Here is a 16,438-nt window from a genome sequence, read left to right as displayed (position 1 = left end):
GAGAGAGGTCGCCTCGCACGCGCGGCTGACCCCCGCGAGTGCGGGGAAGAGGAGAATCCGGCCTCTTCGATTTCGGACTTGAGCGGCTGACCCTCGCGAGTGCGGGGAGGAGGGGCACGCGGTCGGGCCCGTGGCGACGCACAACGGCTGACCCCCGCGAGTGCGGGGAGGAGCTGTTCGTTGTCGTCTTCCCCGATGCTGATGCCGGCTGACCCCCGCGAGTGCGGGGAGGAGACTCCGCAGGTCGGGCACAAGATCACGTCGAGCGGCTGACCCCCGCGAGTGCGGGGAGGAGCCACAACGTCATGACGCCATCGGAATTGCGAACGGCTGACCCCCGCGAGTGCGGGGAGGAGCTCTACCTGACGTGCGCGCAGAGCCGGTCCTGCGGCTGACCCCCGCGAGTGCGGGGAGGAGTCCTCGTCCCGCTCCAGTCGGCTCCACCTCAGCGGCTGACCCCCGCGAGTGCGGGGAGGAGTGGACAGTCTCGCAATCCGGCCGGAAACGGATCGGCTGACCCCCGCGAGTGCGGGGAGGAGCGCCTGCCCAAGGGCGCCGACGTCGACCTGGACGGCTGACCCCCGCGAGTGCGGGGAGGAGCGGCCGTAGCTGCCCATGTCGTCGCCGGGCCTCGGCTGACCCCCGCGAGTGCGGGGAGGAGTCCTCGCGCGGCAGGCCCAGCCCCGGCATCTCCGGCTGACCCCCGCGAGTGCGGGGAGGAGGCGCCCGAGCCGCTGGAGGCCTGGGTGCTGGGCGGCTGACCCCCGCGAGTGCGGGGAGGAGCAAGCTACCCATCAGGCAAGACCGCTCCAAGGCGGCTGACCCCCCGCGAGTGCGGGGAGGAGCGCACCGTCACGAAGCGGGCGCGCTCCGGCGACGGCTGACCCCCGCGAGTGCGGGGAGGAGGACCCGCCGCCGTGTCCACGGGGCGGCTCACGCGGCTGACCCCCGCGAGTGCGGGGAGGAGGTTCGGGATGATCACCGACTGACCTCCGGCCACGGCTGACCCCCGCGAGTGCGGGGAGGAGTCGCAGTGCAAGATGCGCATTCTTCTCCCCGGCGGCTGACCCCCGCGAGTGCGGGGAGGAGCCGGCGAAGACGACGACATGCGGCCGGTGAGCCGGCTGACCCCCGCGAGTGCGGGGAGGAGGCTTTCTGACCTGCAGCGAAGCAGGGGCTTTGCGACTTCTTGGTGCTTGCTGCCTCTTGGGCCGTCGCAATGGCTGTGAAGGTGTCAAGGAGCGTCTACATGCTGTCATGAACCCAAGGCGCGCTCGCCGAAGGTTGGGGCAAGCGCTGGTGCTTCTGCCACGGCCCGGGTCGATTGGCTGGCTGGTTCTCGGAGGTCGGGCCGGGGAAGCCTCGGCGAGGCCAAAAGCTCCACCCTACTGGGCATTTCACCTGGCTCGCAGCTCCTGAGTGAGCTGGTGAAAGCGGTCTTCCCTGCCCCGAATGGCTGCTGACCTTGAAGAACTCGTGGGGTGGCGCTCCCCTGGGAGATGGTGCGCCGACTGTCCGGAGGCTCTCGACGGGTCGACTGTCAGCGGTAGCTGATAGATGTTCAAACATGCGTAACGACAAGCCCGTTGGAGGAGCGCATCCGCTCGTTCCGGATGCCCGCCTGTGGGGCAAGAGGGCAGGGCTGCCCGGCCCGTACCCCGTGATCTGTCACTTGCTGGACACCGCCGCCGTGGCGGGTGCTTTGTGGGATGCCGTGGTGAGTGAGCGGGTGAGAGGGCGGATCGCAGGGGCGACTGGGCGCACGGAGGTCGAGGCCCGGGAGTTGGTGATGCTGTGGGCTGGGCTGCACGACGTCGGCAAGATCTCGCTGCACTTTCAGCAGCAGGTAGCCGAGGAGTTTGCGAAGCTGGTGAGTGATCCGGCGTACGGGGAGGAGAATCCGGCCGCGAAGCGCAGTGGTTACCTGCGGCACGAGACGGCGACTCACTGGGGCCTGGTCGAGTTCTTCGAGCAGTGCGGCTATCCGCTCGGCAGGCGGGTGAAGGAGTCGCCGGCTCACCAGATCGCCCAGCTGCTCGGTGGCCACCACGGCTGTTTCGCGGAGGCGTTGCTGGCCAAGGAGATTGCCCAGCCGTCCGGCTATCAGCCTGCTCTCGGTACCGCTGAAGGCTGGCGGGAACAGCGGCTCGCCCATGCGCACGCGGTCCGCCGGACGGTCGGAGCCGACAAGGCTCTGGAGTCCGTGCTCCCCGGGGAGCTGGCGGTGGTGGTCGCGGGGCTGGTCGTGCTCGCCGACTGGCTGGTCAGCCAGGTCGACGTCATCGAACCGCGGATGCCCGGCCGCGTGTGGAAGGCCGACGACGCAGCGCTCGACGAGCACTTCCGGGCTGCCGTCAAGGCGGCGCCGGAGTGGGTCCGCGCGGCTGGGCTCGGACGCGCGGTGTTCCCGGACAGGCCGTTCGCCCAGCAGTTCCCGTTCCCTCCGAACGCGTTGCAGGCCGATGTCGCCGAACGTCTGCCCGGTGAGGTGAAGGGGCCGGGGCTGCTGCTGGTCACCGCTCCGACCGGGGACGGCAAGACCGAGACGGCCCTGCACGCGGCGTCGGTGATGGCGCGTGCCTCCTGCGCGTCCGGGGTCTACTTCGCGCTGCCGACGATGGCGACGGCGGACGCCATGTTCACCCGGGTCCGCAGGTTCGCGGGGGAGAACGTCGAGGGTGACCGCGCGCTCACCCTGCTGCACAGCATGGCCTGGCTCAGCCCGGACTACATCGCCGGTCAGGGGGCAGCGGACGGGACGGCCGTGCTCGCGGACACCGAGGCCGGTGAGTGGCTTCGCACCGGGCGGCGTGGCCTGCTCGCGCCGCTCGCGAACGGCACGATCGACCAGGCCCTCACCGGGGTGCTCCCGGTCCGCTACGGCTTCCTGAGGCTGTTCGGCCTCTCGGACAAGGTGCTGGTGGTGGACGAGGCGCACGCGTACGGCCCGTGGATGCACAGCCTGCTGGTGCGTCTGCTGGAATGGCTCGGAGCGTTCGGTGCTCCGGTCGTGCTCTTGTCGGCGACCCTGACCGGCAAGGCGGCGTCGTCGCTGGTCGACGCCTACCGGCGCGGCGCCGGGTTCCACGAGCCCACGGCCGTGGAACCCCGCTACCCGGGTTGGCTCTTCGTGGACGCCGACAGCGGAACGGTGTCCGAGCCGCGAAGGGTCGGCAGCAGCCGAGCCCGCACCCTGCGGCTGGAGACCCGCCGGGTGCACTGGGACGTCCGGGACGCCGAGGTCGTTGCCGAGAAGCATGAACGGCAGGGACGCCGTGCGGTCCTTCGGGAGATTCTGGCCCCGGTCACCACCGAGGGCGGCTGCGTCCTCGTCTGCTGCACGACCGTGGACGAGGCCCAGCGCACCTACCGCTACCTGCGATCCGTCCTGCCCGAACTCGCCGCCCGCGACGGCGGACTGCGGCTGCTCCACTCCCGCTTCCCCGCCCACGAACGGCAGCGCATCACCGCCGAATGCGAAGTCGCCTACGGGAAGCCGGCGAACGAGGCGGCAGCGGCCGTACCGCGCGCAGGCTCGGTCCTGGTGGCCACCCAGATCGTCGAACAGTCCCTCGACCTGGACTTCGACCTGATCGTCTCGGACCTCGCCCCGCTCGCACAGCTCCTGCAGCGCGCGGGCCGTGGCAAGCGCCACGAGCGCCCCAACCGTCCCACCTGGACCGGCAGGCCCGACGAGCCGCGCATGATCGTGCTGGAACCGCTCGACGACAAGGGCCGCGTGGCAGCGCCCGGTACCTGGGGCACCGTCTACGACGCTTCCTTGCTGCGCCGCACCAGCCTGCTGCTCGAAAAGCAGTCGGGGGGCGCGGTCCGGATCCCCGAGGACGTCCAGCGGTTGGTGGACGAGGTCTACGCGGACGATTTCGGGGCCGGTCTGGACAAGGCCGTCGCGCAGGAGATCGAGCGGCTGGATGCCGAACGCATCGCCTCGGCCGCCGCCGAGGAGCAGCTCGCGGACCTGACCGGTATCAGGCCGCCGTACGACCTGGCCGGCGATCTGCGCCCGCTGAGCAACCGCGGCTTCGGCATCAGCGAGGAACTGCTGACCACCCGCCTCGGGGCGGACAGCGGCAGGGCCGTGTGCGTCTTCGAACGCGAGCCCGGGGTATGGAGCTTCACGCCCGACCATGACCTGCCGCTGCCCAGGGCCGCGCTGAACCGGGACGACATCGCCCTGGTCATGCGGCACACCGTGCCGCTTCCCGGCCGCTGGCTCGCCGGGCGCACCGATGACAACGCCGTACCCGCGTCATGGCACGGCCGGCCCCTACTGGCCGACCTGGCGCTGCTCCGCATGCGTCCTGAGGGAGAGCACTGGACGGGTCGCCTTGGAGAGCGGCGGGTCGAGTACTCGAACGTGGGAATTTCCGAGAACTGACGTCATAGGCGCCGCACTTGACGATAGGTTGGCAGTGCTGCTCTCGGGCATGCTGCAGCATGCCCGAGAGCAGTTGGACCCCCGCTTGCGCGGGGACGGAACTGCCGATGCAGCCGCTTTCCTAGGCGCCGCACGGCTCACCCCCGCTCGCTGCGGGGACACGCAGAGCCTACCCACCCTGTGATCACCCGTACCCGTCTCGCAGGAGGCCGCATGCGATCCGCACCACCACCCGCCTACAACCTCTTCGACGAAGCGTGGATCCCCGTCCGCTGGACCCGACCCAACGAGGAGGACGAGTTCGCGGACGCCGGCACCGCCCACCCGGAGGCGGTCGGCCTGCGCGAACTCCTCCTCCGCGCACACGAGATCGAACAGATCGCGATCGCGCCCCCGCCGGGCCTCTCCGCGCTGTACCGCGTCCTGTACGCGATGACCGCCCGCATGACCGAGCTCGACCAGGTCTTCGTCGACAAGCCCGGTCCCGACACCTGGTGGGAGCGCCGCGACGACCTGGTGTCGGAGGGCCGGTTCGACCCGGACCAGGTCGCGGCGTACGTCGAGCTGAACCACGGCCGCTTCGATCTGTTCGACCCCGTACGCCCCTTCCTCCAGGACCCGCGGCTGGCCGAGCAGTGCGACCCCGCGAACCCCGCCGGCGTCGACAAGCTCATCACCACCCGCCCCTCGGGCAACAACCACTCCTGGTTCAAGCACGTCAACAGTGCTGCCCCCGACCTGCCGACTCCGGACCAGGCCGCTCTCCACCTGCTCATCTGGCACTACTACGGCCCCTCCGGGCGCTGTTCCAGCCGCACCGTCGGCGACGTCAAGGAGGCCGGCAGCAAAGCCGGCCCGCTGCGCAGCGCGCTCTCCTACCATCCGGAGGGCCGAACGCTCTTCGAAACGCTCCTGGCCGGGCTGCCGAAGCCCAGCCGCGAGGTCAGCCGGGACAGCGACCTCTGCCCGTGGGAACGCCAGGAACTGCCGGATCCGGTCGCCGCCCCACCGCAGCTGAAGGGTCCGTGCTCCGAGCTCACGGCGCGCTCCCAGCACGCGCTGCTGCTCGTACCCGACACCACCGGCGCGTTCGTCAAGGACGCGTTCATCACCTGGGCCTACCTCCACAAGATCCCCCGCGGAGGCGACCCGTACCTGATCTGGCAGACCAGCAAGGAAGGCAACATCTACGCCCGCCCCGCCGATTCCCACCGCGCCCTGTGGCGGGACCTGGACGCCCTACTGCTCAAGGACCCCGCCGGAAGCGCGAAACCCCAGCGTCCCACCATCTTCGACTTCGCTCCGGATGTCTCGGAGGAGCTGAGGGTGCACGCGCTCGGATTCGAGCAGGACGGACAGGCCAAGGACGTCCAGTTCGTCGACGCCCTAACACCGCCCGTGCTCGACCTCGTCGAACGGAAGGACGGCGCACCGATCGCCGTCGAGATCGGCCGTCTCCGCACGCTGGGGGAGCGGTACGGCAACCGCCTCGACCGGGCTGTCAAGAAGGCCTGGGCCGGCTTCACCGCGGCCTCCAAAATCCGTGACTGCACCTGGGCCGTCGACGCCGCAGCCCGCTACTGGCCCGCCGCCGAGGCCGAGTTCTGGAAGCGCCTCAGGGAACGGGACTTCGACGGTGCCACCGCGGCCTTCCGAACCCTCGCCGAACAGGCCTACGACACGGTCACCTACGGCGCGCTGGGAACCATGCGCGGGGCCAAGGCCTGCGCCGCCGCGCGCATCGAGCTCTACGGCGGACCGCCGAAAGCCCCTGCCAGGGCAACCCGCACCACAGGCCGCAGCACCAGCACGGAGGACTCGTGAGCAACACCGCCGCCATCCCGGGCCCCGCGAAACCCGCGGACGACGAGGCCCGACCCGCAGAAGAGCGCTCCCTGACCCCCTCGATGGGACGCGCCCGTGCCTTCACCAGCAAGATCGACCAGCGCAGCTACGACGACCCCGGGGTACGCGCGGCTCTGCGTCGCGGGGTGGGCAAGGGCCTGGACGCGGTGCCCTTCATGCACCGCTACGTGGCCTCCTGGCTCACCGACGACCAGGCCCGCGACCATGACGTCCAACGTGCTTTCTACACCGTCGCCTCATTGATCGCGGCGCAGCGCCGCGACCAGTACGCCGCGGCGAAGAACGAGGAATCGACGAACGAGGACACGAACGAGGACTCGACGAAGGAAGCCGCGAAGACCGAGGCCTTGACGAACAAGGCCCTGACGAACGAGGCCTCGACGAAGAGCGACCAGCACAACGAAGCAGCGAGCACTGACGACGCGATGTCGGACGCACCTGGCGCCCTGGCCGACGGCGCGCAGCCCGTCAGAGCCAAGCGACTGGCCCCACGTAGCCTCGGCCGCGCGTTCGCCGACGGCGTCCTGGGCGGAAGCCAAGGAGCCGGACTGCGGGAGTCCTCCGCCGAGACCCGCCTCAACCTGCTGACCCGCCAGAGCGTCGACGGCCTGCACCGCCACCTGCCCGGCGTCACCCGTCAACTGCGCGACCGCGACGTGGAGATCGACTGGGCGCAGCTCCTCGTCGACCTCTGCCAGTGGCGACGCCGCTCCGGCACCATCAAGAGGATCTGGCTCCAGGACTACCACCGCACCCTGCGCAAGGACGGGGAACGCAGGGCCCGCGAACAGGACGATCGCAAGACCGAGACCGAGACCGAGACCGAGACCACGGGCACCGACACCAACACCGACGCCGGCGGCGCGGCAGACACCGAGCCCGAGGCCTGACCGGCGAAACCCCGAACCCGAACCGCCACCACCCGCACATCCGCGTCCAAGGAGCAGAGCATGCCCGCACCCGACCGCACCACCCCCCGCTTCCTCGACCTCCACGTCGTCCAGAGCGTCCCGTTCGCCAACCTGAATCGCGACGACAACAACTCGGTCAAGACCGTCCGCTACGGCAACACCGAACGCACCCGCGTCAGCAGCCAGTCCTGGAAGCGCGCCGTCCGCGAGTACTTCCAGGACAGCCTCGGCGAGCAGGCCCTGCGCACCCGCCGCATCGGCGCACGTGTCACCCGCCTCCTCCAGGAGGAGCGGGGCTGGCCCGCCCAGCTCGCCCAGCGAGCCGGCCAGCACGTCGCCGCCGGCAGCAGCATCAAGTTCGAGACCGCCAAGGACTCGCCCGTCATCACCACCAACGCCATGGTGTACGTGCCCGAGACCGCAGTCGCCGAACTCGCCGCCCTCGCCGAAGAGCACCGCGACGCCATCGAGAGCGCCAAGGACATCAAGAAGGCCGGCGACAAGAGCGTCCTGCCCAAGGACCGGATCGACGCCGTCCTGCGCAGCCGCAACGGTGTCATCAACCTCTTCGGCCGGATGCTCGCCGAGGTCGACGACGCCGGTGTCGACGGCGCGGTGCAGGTCGCCCACGCCCTCACCACCCATGGCACCGACGTCGAACTGGACTACTTCTCCGCGGTCGATGACGTCACTTCCGCCTGGGGCGACACCACCGGCAGCGCCCACATGGGCCACGCCGAGTTCAGCGCCGGCGTCTTCTACCGCTACGCCACCGTCGACCTCGCCGACCTCGAACGCAACCTCGGCGGCGACCGCGACGCGGCCCGCGAACTCGCCACCGGATTCGCCGAGGCCTTCATCCTCTCCCTGCCGCGCGCCAAGAAGACCGCCACTGCCCCCCACACCATCCCCGACCTGGTGCACGTCGCCGTCCGCAGCGACCGCCCCCTCTCGTACGCGGCCGCCTTCGAACAGCCCGTCCCCTCCCACGACAACGGCGGTTACGGCCCCGCCTCCCGCGCCGCCCTCGCCCGCTACGCCACCGCGGCCAACAAGCTCCTCGGCGGCCGCGGCATCATCACCGCCGCCTGGGCCGGCCTTGAGGACAAGGACCTCGACGGCCTGGGCACCCGCGTCGACTCCTTCCCCCAGCTCATCGACACCGCCGTCGACGCCGTCTTCGGCTCCGACTCCGGCGTCCTCGCCAAGGCCGGCGTATGACCCCCGCCGTCTCCTCCAGCACCCCGGGACTGCTGCTGCGCTTCGCCGCTCCGCTGCAGTCCTGGGGCGAGCGCAGCCAGTTCAACGAGCGCGACACCGCTCCCTTCCCCACCCGCTCCGGCGTCATCGGCCTGCTTGCCGCGGCTCTCGGCAGGAAGCGCGGCGAGGACATCGGAGACCTCGCCGCCCTCTCGCTGACCGTCCGGGCCGACCGCCCGGGCACCGTCGTGCGCGACCTCCACACCGTCGGCGGCGGGCTGCCCGCGGCGCGGACCGTCACCACGGCGGAGGGGAAGAAGCGCTCCGGCGCCACCGCGACACTGCTGTCCCACCGCTACTATCTCGCCGACGCCGTCTTCACCGCCGCCGTCACCGCGGATCCCGGTCGCCTTGAGATCTGGGAGAACGCCCTGCGGAACCCGCACTGGCCGCCCTACCTCGGCCGACGCTCCTGCCCACCCGAAGGCCCGTTGTTGCTCGGCCTGGTCGACGACCCCCTGCACCACCTCGTCCACCTGCCGATCGCCCGACGCGCCCCCCAGCGGAGTACGGCCGTCGACATCGACTTCCACGGCGACCGGCCGCTCGACCGCCTCGGCGACCACCCCCAGCCGGGCGACGACGAAGGCAGCACAGCCGCCGGAGAGGTCACCGACGACCCCCTGACCTTCCACTCCCGTGAGCGCTCCTACCGGGCCCGCCCCCGCTACCAGCGCACCCTCACCCTGCCCGCCGACCGCTGCCGGGGCCTCGGCACCGTGTACCTCACCGCCCTCGGCAGCTACCTCGACCAGCACGCCACCCGCCCCGAAAGCGTCCTCGCATGACCCTGTGGCTGACCCGCATCATCCCTGACCAGCGAAGCCGGGAGGCCCGCCGCGACAGCGACGGCGCCATCGACCTGCACCACCGCGTGATGTCCCTCTTCCCGGACGGCATCGCCGACAGCGACGCCCGGCGTCGACTCGGCATCCTCTTCCGCGCCGAGACCACCGCAGCGGGACAGCAGATCCTGCTCCAGAGCGCCCAACCGCCCGACCTCGATCGCCTGCCCGCCGGCTACGGACAAGCCATGACCAAACCGCTCACCCCGCTCCTCGAAGCCCTCCGGCCTGGCCTGCACATCCGCTACCGCATCGCCGCCAACCCCATCCGCCGCCCCAGCCGGGCCACCCGCGAGCTCTACCGGCTCAAGACCGTTGTCTCCCTCCAAGGAGCAGCGGCCGACGAGTGGTGGACCCGCCAGTCCGAAGCCACCGGGCTGCACCTCGGTACCCTGCGATCGACGCCCCTCGACGCCGTCCGGGGACACCGGCGCAGCGACCAACGGCTCATCAAGCACGACCGCGTCCTCTTCGAGGGCGCCGCCGTCATCGCCGACGCCGACCGCCTGCGCACCCGCCTGATCGACGGCATCGGCAAGGGCAAGGCCTACGGCTGCGGCCTCCTCAGCATCGCCCCCCACCGGGAGACCCGGTGACCTCCCGGCGCCGCCCCGACGACGGCAGCGCCCGCCGCAAACTGGCCGCCCCCACCGTCGCCATGCTGCCGAGGGTCGCCGACTCCCTCTCCTTCCTCTACCTCGACATCGTCCGCATCGTCCAGGACGACACCGGAGTCTGCGCCGAGGTCACCAGCCCCCACCGCGGCACCGAAGCCGTCTACCTTCCTACGGCTGCCCTCAGTTGCGTCCTCCTCGGCCCCGGCACCTCCATCACCGCCCGCGCCCTCGCCACCTTCGCGCGCCACGGCACCACCGTCGTCATCGCCGGATCCGGCGGCGTCCGCTGCTACGCCGCCACCTTGCCCGAATCCCTCAGCACCACCTGGCTCGAACGCCAAGCTCGCGCCTGGGCCGACGACACCACCTGCCTCGCCGTCGCCACCGCCATGTACGAGCAGCGCTTCGGCCGCGGCACGGTCCCCGCCGGGAGCAATCTCGCCAAACTCCGCGGCCTCGAAGGCCAACGGGTCAAGGCCCATTACCGCCTCCTCGCCCAGCAGCACCGCATCGGCCGCTTCCGCCGAAGCTACGATCCGGACTCCTGGGAGAGCCAGGACCCGGTCAATCTCGCTCTCTCATCCGCCAACACGTGCCTCTACGGCATCGTCCACGCGGCCGTCCTCGCCCTCGGCTGCTCGCCCGCCCTCGGTTTCGTCCACAACGGCAACCAGCAGGCGTTCGTCTACGACGTCGCCGACCTCTACAAGGCCGAACTCACCATCCCGCTGGCCTTCTCCCTCCACGCCTCCCCACAGCCGGAAGCCGACGCCCGCCGAGGCTTCCGCGACGGCCTTCGCCTGTTCCGCCTGTTGCCCCGCATCGTCACCGACATCCAGCGCCTGCTCGCGCCGGACCAGGACATCGTCCTCCCGGACCCGGAGGAACAACTCGTCGACCTGTGGGACCCGGTCTCCGGCCCCATCCCGGGCGGCGTCAACTACGCGGAGGAGCAGCGGCCGTGAGAGTTCAAGGGCTCATGCCTGCCCGCCCCGCGGGGGAGCAACCATGGCAACCATGACCGTCCTGTCCGCCACCGCTGTCCCCGACCACGTACGGGGCGCCCTCACCCGCTGGCTCATCGAGGTCACGCCTCAGCTGTACGTCGGCACCATCTCCGCGAAGGTGCGGGAGGAACTCTGGCAGGCCGTCAGCGGATGCGTTGGGGCAGGAGTGGCTGTCCTGGTGCATACGGCGGCCAACGAACAGGGATTCGAGCTTCGGACGGCAGGTGAGCAGAGGCGGAAGCCTGTCGACTTCGACGGGCTGACGTTGGTGGCGATGGCGGCTGTGCAGCCCGTCGATGGCCAAGAAACGGCAAAGCCGTAGGAACGCCGCAGGTCGGAAAGCCTCCTCCCCGCGCCAGCGGGGGTCAGCCGGGGCGCCCGACGCTCATCGTGCCCTTCACCAGCTCCTCCCCGCGCCAGCGGGGGTCAGCCGACGGACGACCCGCAGCGGCAACTCCTTGACCGCTCCTCCCCGCGCCAGCGGGGGTCAGCCGAAATGGCGAGGATTTCTGCCGGCCGGGGGCCGCTCCTCCCCGCGCCAGCGGGGGTCAGCCGGCCACCGAGGACGAGCAGCTGCCGATGACGATCTCCTCCCCGCGCCAGCGGGGGTCAGCCGCTCCGAGTCCGCGCAGAAAACGCGCGGCGGGACTCCTCCCCGCGCCAGCGGGGGTCAGCCGTCGTTCAGTGTCTCGATCTGCCGCCCCCGAAGCTCCTCCCCGCGCCAGCGGGGGTCAGCCGGCCTGCGCGGCCACGGGCGACGACGTCCGCCACTCCTCCCCGCGCCAGCGGGGGTCAGCCAGTGGTCAGATCACTGCAGGTCACGCCCAGTGGCTCCTCCCCGCGCCAGCGGGGGTCAGCCGGCGGCGGCGCTCGCGCTCGCCCAGGCGGTCCACTCCTCCCCGCGCCAGCGGGGGTCAGCCGTTGGAGTGGCGGGAGAACCACGCGGCCCCGATCTCCTCCCCGCGCCAGCGGGGGGCAGCCGTCCGCCAAGCAGAGGGAACGGCACCCGAGGCCCTCCTCCCCGCGCCAGCGGGGGTCAGCCGAACGCCTGGCTGGCGGCGGTCAAGCAGCGCTACTCCTCCCCGCGCCAGCGGGGGTCAGCCGCAGCGCTACCCGAGCCACAGAGTGGGGTTGTACTCCTCCCCGCGCCAGCGGGGGTCAGCCGCTTCCGCGTTCCAGTGCGCGAGCCGGTCCTTGCTCCTCCCCGCGCCAGCGGGGGTCAGCCGGCCCAGACCGTGTGGGCGCGCGAGCAGGCGGACTCCTCCCCGCGCCAGCGGGGGTCAGCCGCGCGGCCCTGATCGGTGCGCTCGTCCGGCAGGCTCCTCCCCGCGCCAGCGGGGGTCAGCCAGGTGACGTCGTCGATGTACGGGCGGTGCGGGTCTCCTCCCCGCGCCAGCGGGGGTCAGCCGTTGGTCCGCCCGGTCCCGAGTGTTCCGCGGGGCTCCTCCCCGCGCCAGCGGGGGTCAGCCGCCCTGGAATAGCGTGGTGCGGCTGGCCCGCACCTCCTCCCCGCGCCAGCGGGGGTCAGCCGGGCGCTGGCGCCACCTCCGCACCGGCGAGCTGCTCCTCCCCGCGCCAGCGGAGGTCAGCCGGCCTTGCCCGCCGTCGATGCCGCGATGTTGACCTCCTCCCCGCGCCAGCGGGGGTCAGCCGGGGTGGTGACGATGACGGACGCCGACGTGCTGCTCCTCCCCGCGCCAGCGGGGGTCAGCCGGTCGAGGATCTGGGGGCGTCGAACGGCACGCCCTCCTCCCCGCGCCAGCGGGGGTCAGCCGTGCGGCAGCCTCATACGCAAGCAGACCGCGCACTCCTCCCCGCGCCAGCGCGGGTCAGCCGCCGGCGGTGGAAATGGCGGTGCTGGCTGAGGACTCCTCCCCGCGCCAGCGGGGGTCAGCCGGAGACGGGTGAGGTGCACACCGTGCCGGGCGTCTCCTCCCCGCGCCAGCGGGGGTCAGCCGTGTTTGTCGGGTCCAGCGCCCCGTCTGTGTTGCTCCTCCCCGCGCCAGCGGGGGTCAGCCCTGCCCTCGGAGCTCGAAGCGGCCCGCGAGGCCCTCCTCCCCGCGCCAGCGGGGGTCAGCCGCCCTGGCGCGACGCGGTCACCTGGCAGGCCCGTTCCTCCCCGCGCCAGCGGGGGGCAGCCGACGAGGTTGAGCAGGATGAACGGGTACTCGTCCTCCTCCCCGCGCCAGCGGGGGTCAGCCGTCCGGCGCGGACGTCGAGGGGCGGCCGGACGCCTCCTCCCCGCGCCAGCGGGGGTCAGCCGGCCGAGGGGGGCGGCGTCGAGGAGCACGGACACTCCTCCCCGCGCCAGCGGGGGTCAGCCGAACCCCGTGGCGGACGACACGGGCCGCAACTGCTCCTCCCCGCGCCAGCGGGGGTCAGCCAGAGGCGATCGCCCTGTGGTCGCGCGGGGGCGCCTCCTCCCCGCGCCAGCGGGGGTCAGCCGAAGTGGCCGATGTGGTTGGCGAGGTGGTAGTCCTCCTCCCCGCGCCAGCGGGGGTCAACCGCCCGGCGACCGCCTCCCCACCCAGCGGGAGGTCTCCTCCCCGCGCCAGCGGGGGTCAGCCGCACGATCACGGTGCACCACGGCGGGGGAGTGACTCCTCCCCACGTCAGCGGGGGTCAGCCGCCGGAACCTGGACCGTCGGCTTCTGGGACTTCCTCCTCCCCGCGCCAGCGGGGGTCAGCCGATCAACGATGCTCTCCAAGAGATCATGGAACACTCCTCCCCGCGCCAGCGGGGGTCAGCCGCCGGCGACCACCCACCGGCCCGGCCCGCCAACCTCCTCCCCGCGCCAGCGGGGGTCAGCCGCCGGCTCGGGACCCGACCAGACGGTCGGGTCCTCCTCCCCGCGCCAGCGGGGGTCAGCCGCATCTTGGCCTGCTGCTGGCCGGCGGCACGATCTCCTCCCCCGCGCCAGCGGGGGTCAGCCGCCCGGTTTCAGCGACGAGACGAAGAAGGCGATCTCCTCCCCGCGCCAGCGGGGGTCAGCCGAAGAAGCCGCAGCCCAAGGGCAGCATCGACTACTCCTCCCCGCGCCAGCGGGGGTCAGCCGGCCAGCGACCGCCCGGGCCAGGCGCGGCTCGACTCCTCCCCGCGCCAGCGGGGGTCAGCCGGAAACGAGTTTCCGGAAACACCCGTGGGTCACCTCCTCCCCGTGCCAGCGGGGGTCAGCCGTTGACCATGCCGCCGATCCTGCCCCACCGGCCCTCCTCCCCGCGCCAGCGGGGGTCAGCCCGTCCCCGGTGGCCGTGCGGCGCTCCTCCCCGCGCCAGCGGGGGTCAGTCGGCGAACGGGTCGGTGTGCGCGACCTTGAGATCCTCCTCCCCGCGCCAGCGGGGGTCAGCCGGCCTTGCTCAGCCCATGCGGCCCCGCCACAGGCTCCTCCCCGCGCCAGCGGGGGTCAGCCGGGCGACATCACGTACGAGTTCGACGGCTACGACTCCTCCCCGCGCCAGCGGGGGTCAGCCGGTGCCGTGCGCGGGGTGCCCGCCCTCGGCGGGCTCCTCCCCGCGCCAGCGGGGGTCAGCCGACCGTCCGCTGAGGAGCCCACTGTCATGACCCCTCCTCCCCGCGCCAGCGGGGGTCAGCCGCCAGGTCGCTACCCCATCAAGGTCACGCCAGTCTCCTCCCCGCGCCAGCGGGGGTCAGCCGGTCGCTGCGTCTTCCATTCCGCCACTCGCCCCCTCCTCCCCGCGCCAGCGGGGGTCAGTCGTTGATCAGGTACTGCGCCTCCGGCAGGTCCAGCTCCTCCCCGCGCCAGCGGGGGTCAGCCGCCTCACCGGGGTCTCAGCCCACCTGGTTCCCACTCCTCCCCGCGCCAGCGGGGGTCAGCCGTCGACCGGTGACCACCGCTGTCCCCGGGTTTCCTCCTCCCCGCGCCAGCGGGGGTCAGCCGGTCTCGCTACAGGCGATCTGCGTCGGCGTGGGCTCCTCCCCGCGCCAGCGGGGGTCAGCCGTCGCTGTCGGAGAACAGCTCGGCCTCGGTGTCCTCCTCCCCGCGCCAGCGGGGGTCAGCCGAAGCGCGGCCGGAGCCGACTTGTCTACGATCACTCCTCCCCGCGCCAGCGGGGGTCAGCCTGTCAGCGACGGGTGAAAACTGACCGCTGATCGGCGCATGAAACGGGACCCACTTCGCGATCTTCTGTTCATCCTGATCTTCATCGAGGGTCAGGAGGAGAGGGTGATTCGCGTGGAGGACTGGGCTGAGATCCGTCGACTGCACCGGGCCGAGCAGATGCCGATCCGGGCGATCGCCCGGCAGCGGACCGGCCAGCGGACCGGCGTCCTCCCCGCGCCAGTGGGGCTCAGCCGGGGGTCCTGGACGCCTTATCCCGGCCGACGATGTCCTCCCCGCGCCAGCGGGGGGCAGCCTGGGGTCATCCTTCGTGCGTAGGCGGAAAGGTGTCCGCCCTGCGCCAGCGGGGGTCAGCAGTCTTGTAGGTGAGCTGCGCCGGACCTCGGCGGCCCTCCCCGCGCCAGCGGGGGTCAGCCGGAAGACATGGCGAATCAGCACATGGCGAAGCAGCAGCACCAGATAGACGTCATCCCGGCGCCAGCGGGGGTCAGCCGGACTTCACGCCGAAGGTGCCGACCGGGGAAGTCTCCTCCCCGCGCCAGCGGGGGTCAGCCAGCTTTTGACTGTGCCAGGCTGAGGCATGAGCTCTCCTCCCCGCGCCAGCGGGGGTCAGCCGCTCGCCGCACGGCCGCTAGTCGAGGTGATCCGCTCCTCCCCGCGCCAGCGGGGGTCAGCCCCGGCCGCTCCGGAATTGACGCCCTGCTGGATTTCCTCCCCGCGCCAGCGGGGGGCAGCCGCCGCCAACCGACATGTAGCCGTCCGTGACCTCGTCCCCGCGCCAGCGGGGGTTAGCTGCCTCGGAACCGGGGTGCTACCGCTCCCGGCCGCGGGGTCAGCCGGACGCGGGATGGCGTAGGCGGGACGGTCGGTCTTCTCCCTGCGCCAGCGGGGGTCGGCCGCTCTGGGAGAACGCGACCGGGTTGCGGTGCCCCTTCTCCCCGCGCCAGCGGGGGTCAGCCAGGGGTGGTCGGATACATCCGTTCTCGTTACGCCAAGGTGCGGTTCGCCGCCCGGTTCAGTCCATTGAGGCTGACCGCGTCGGAAGGACGGTGTGCGTACCGGCATCGGGTGCGCCCGCTCCTGCAACGCGGGCCTGCTCCTCGTTCGACCAGCTGCGGGCTGGGTTCGCGGCAGTGGCACCGCACTGCACTGTCCGGGTCCGCAGCGCAGGTACGCGTACGCGCCGCGGACCCGTATTGCTGGTCATTGATCAGGCGGTGTCGGGGGAGCGGGGCCAGAGTTCGTTGCGATTGCTGGCGCAGCCCCAGATGTCGTGCCTGGCCTTGATCACCTCCCAGCCGTGGATGTCCATGCCGGAGGCGCCGACCAATGGGCCGCAGTGCGGACCTCCTGGGCCGGCTGGACGCCATCCGCGCTGCCACGGACACACCACATTGTCCGACTCTGACGCGGGTCCACGACCGGCTGAACACGCTCCTGGGGGCGGCCGGTTG

At 71.9% G+C, this 16,438-nt stretch carries 8 protein-coding genes and 3 CRISPR repeat arrays (1 of these 11 only partly in view); all 8 genes read left to right on the top strand.

The window, feature by feature from the left end; all coding sequences use genetic code 11:
* Positions 1-783: a CRISPR direct-repeat array (repeat unit 29 nt; unit sequence CGGCTGACCCCCGCGAGTGCGGGGAGGAG) (it extends 223 nt beyond the left edge of the window).
* A 93-nt stretch (positions 784-876) separates the two neighbouring features.
* Positions 877-1,150: direct repeats of the CRISPR family, unit length 29 nt; unit sequence CGGCTGACCCCCGCGAGTGCGGGGAGGAG.
* 315 nt (positions 1,151-1,465) lie between these two features.
* The 8 genes from cas3 to cas2e all read left to right on the top strand — a co-directional run bounded on the left by cas3 (position 1,466) and on the right by cas2e (position 11,227).
* Positions 1,466-4,399 carry a CRISPR-associated helicase Cas3' gene (gene cas3, locus ACZ6Z8_RS04310; protein ID WP_465606165.1) on the top strand — a complete coding sequence of 978 codons (2,934 nt, stop codon included), beginning with the start codon at positions 1,466-1,468 and terminating at the stop codon, positions 4,397-4,399.
* A gap of 213 nt (positions 4,400-4,612) precedes the next feature.
* Entirely contained in the window at positions 4,613-6,223 is a 1,611-nt protein-coding gene (gene casA / locus ACZ6Z8_RS04305) for a type I-E CRISPR-associated protein Cse1/CasA (RefSeq protein WP_465606163.1), read from the top strand.
* Entirely contained in the window at positions 6,220-7,155 is a 936-nt protein-coding gene (gene casB, locus ACZ6Z8_RS04300) for a type I-E CRISPR-associated protein Cse2/CasB (protein ID WP_465606161.1), read from the top strand. The genes casA and casB overlap by 4 nt, the downstream gene beginning before the upstream one ends.
* Before the next feature lie 60 nt (positions 7,156-7,215).
* Entirely contained in the window at positions 7,216-8,397 is a 1,182-nt protein-coding gene (gene cas7e / locus ACZ6Z8_RS04295; RefSeq protein ID WP_465606159.1) for a type I-E CRISPR-associated protein Cas7/Cse4/CasC, read from the top strand.
* Entirely contained in the window at positions 8,394-9,224 is an 831-nt protein-coding gene (gene cas5e / locus ACZ6Z8_RS04290) for a type I-E CRISPR-associated protein Cas5/CasD (RefSeq protein WP_465606157.1), read from the top strand. Before cas7e ends, cas5e begins: the two co-directional genes overlap by 4 nt.
* A complete protein-coding gene (cas6e, locus tag ACZ6Z8_RS04285) occupies positions 9,221-9,877 on the top strand; it encodes a type I-E CRISPR-associated protein Cas6/Cse3/CasE (protein WP_465606155.1) in 657 nt (218 codons plus the stop codon). The genes cas5e and cas6e overlap by 4 nt, the downstream gene beginning before the upstream one ends.
* Positions 9,878-9,939: 62 nt before the next feature.
* Positions 9,940-10,863: a type I-E CRISPR-associated endonuclease Cas1e gene (cas1e, locus tag ACZ6Z8_RS04280; RefSeq protein WP_465606341.1), complete on the top strand. Its 924-nt coding sequence runs from the start codon at positions 9,940-9,942 to the stop codon at positions 10,861-10,863.
* Positions 10,864-10,906: 43 nt separating this feature from the next.
* Positions 10,907-11,227: a type I-E CRISPR-associated endoribonuclease Cas2e gene (cas2e, locus tag ACZ6Z8_RS04275; RefSeq protein WP_465606154.1), complete on the top strand. Its 321-nt coding sequence runs from the start codon at positions 10,907-10,909 to the stop codon at positions 11,225-11,227.
* A 21-nt stretch (positions 11,228-11,248) separates the two neighbouring features.
* A CRISPR array of direct repeats spans positions 11,249-14,987; the repeat unit is 29 nt; unit sequence CTCCTCCCCGCGCCAGCGGGGGTCAGCCG.
* Positions 14,988-16,438 lie beyond the last annotated feature (1,451 nt).

Source organism: Kitasatospora sp. NPDC101108 (genome assembly GCF_055584725.1).
This window is presented reverse-complemented; position numbering and strand designations above follow the sequence as displayed.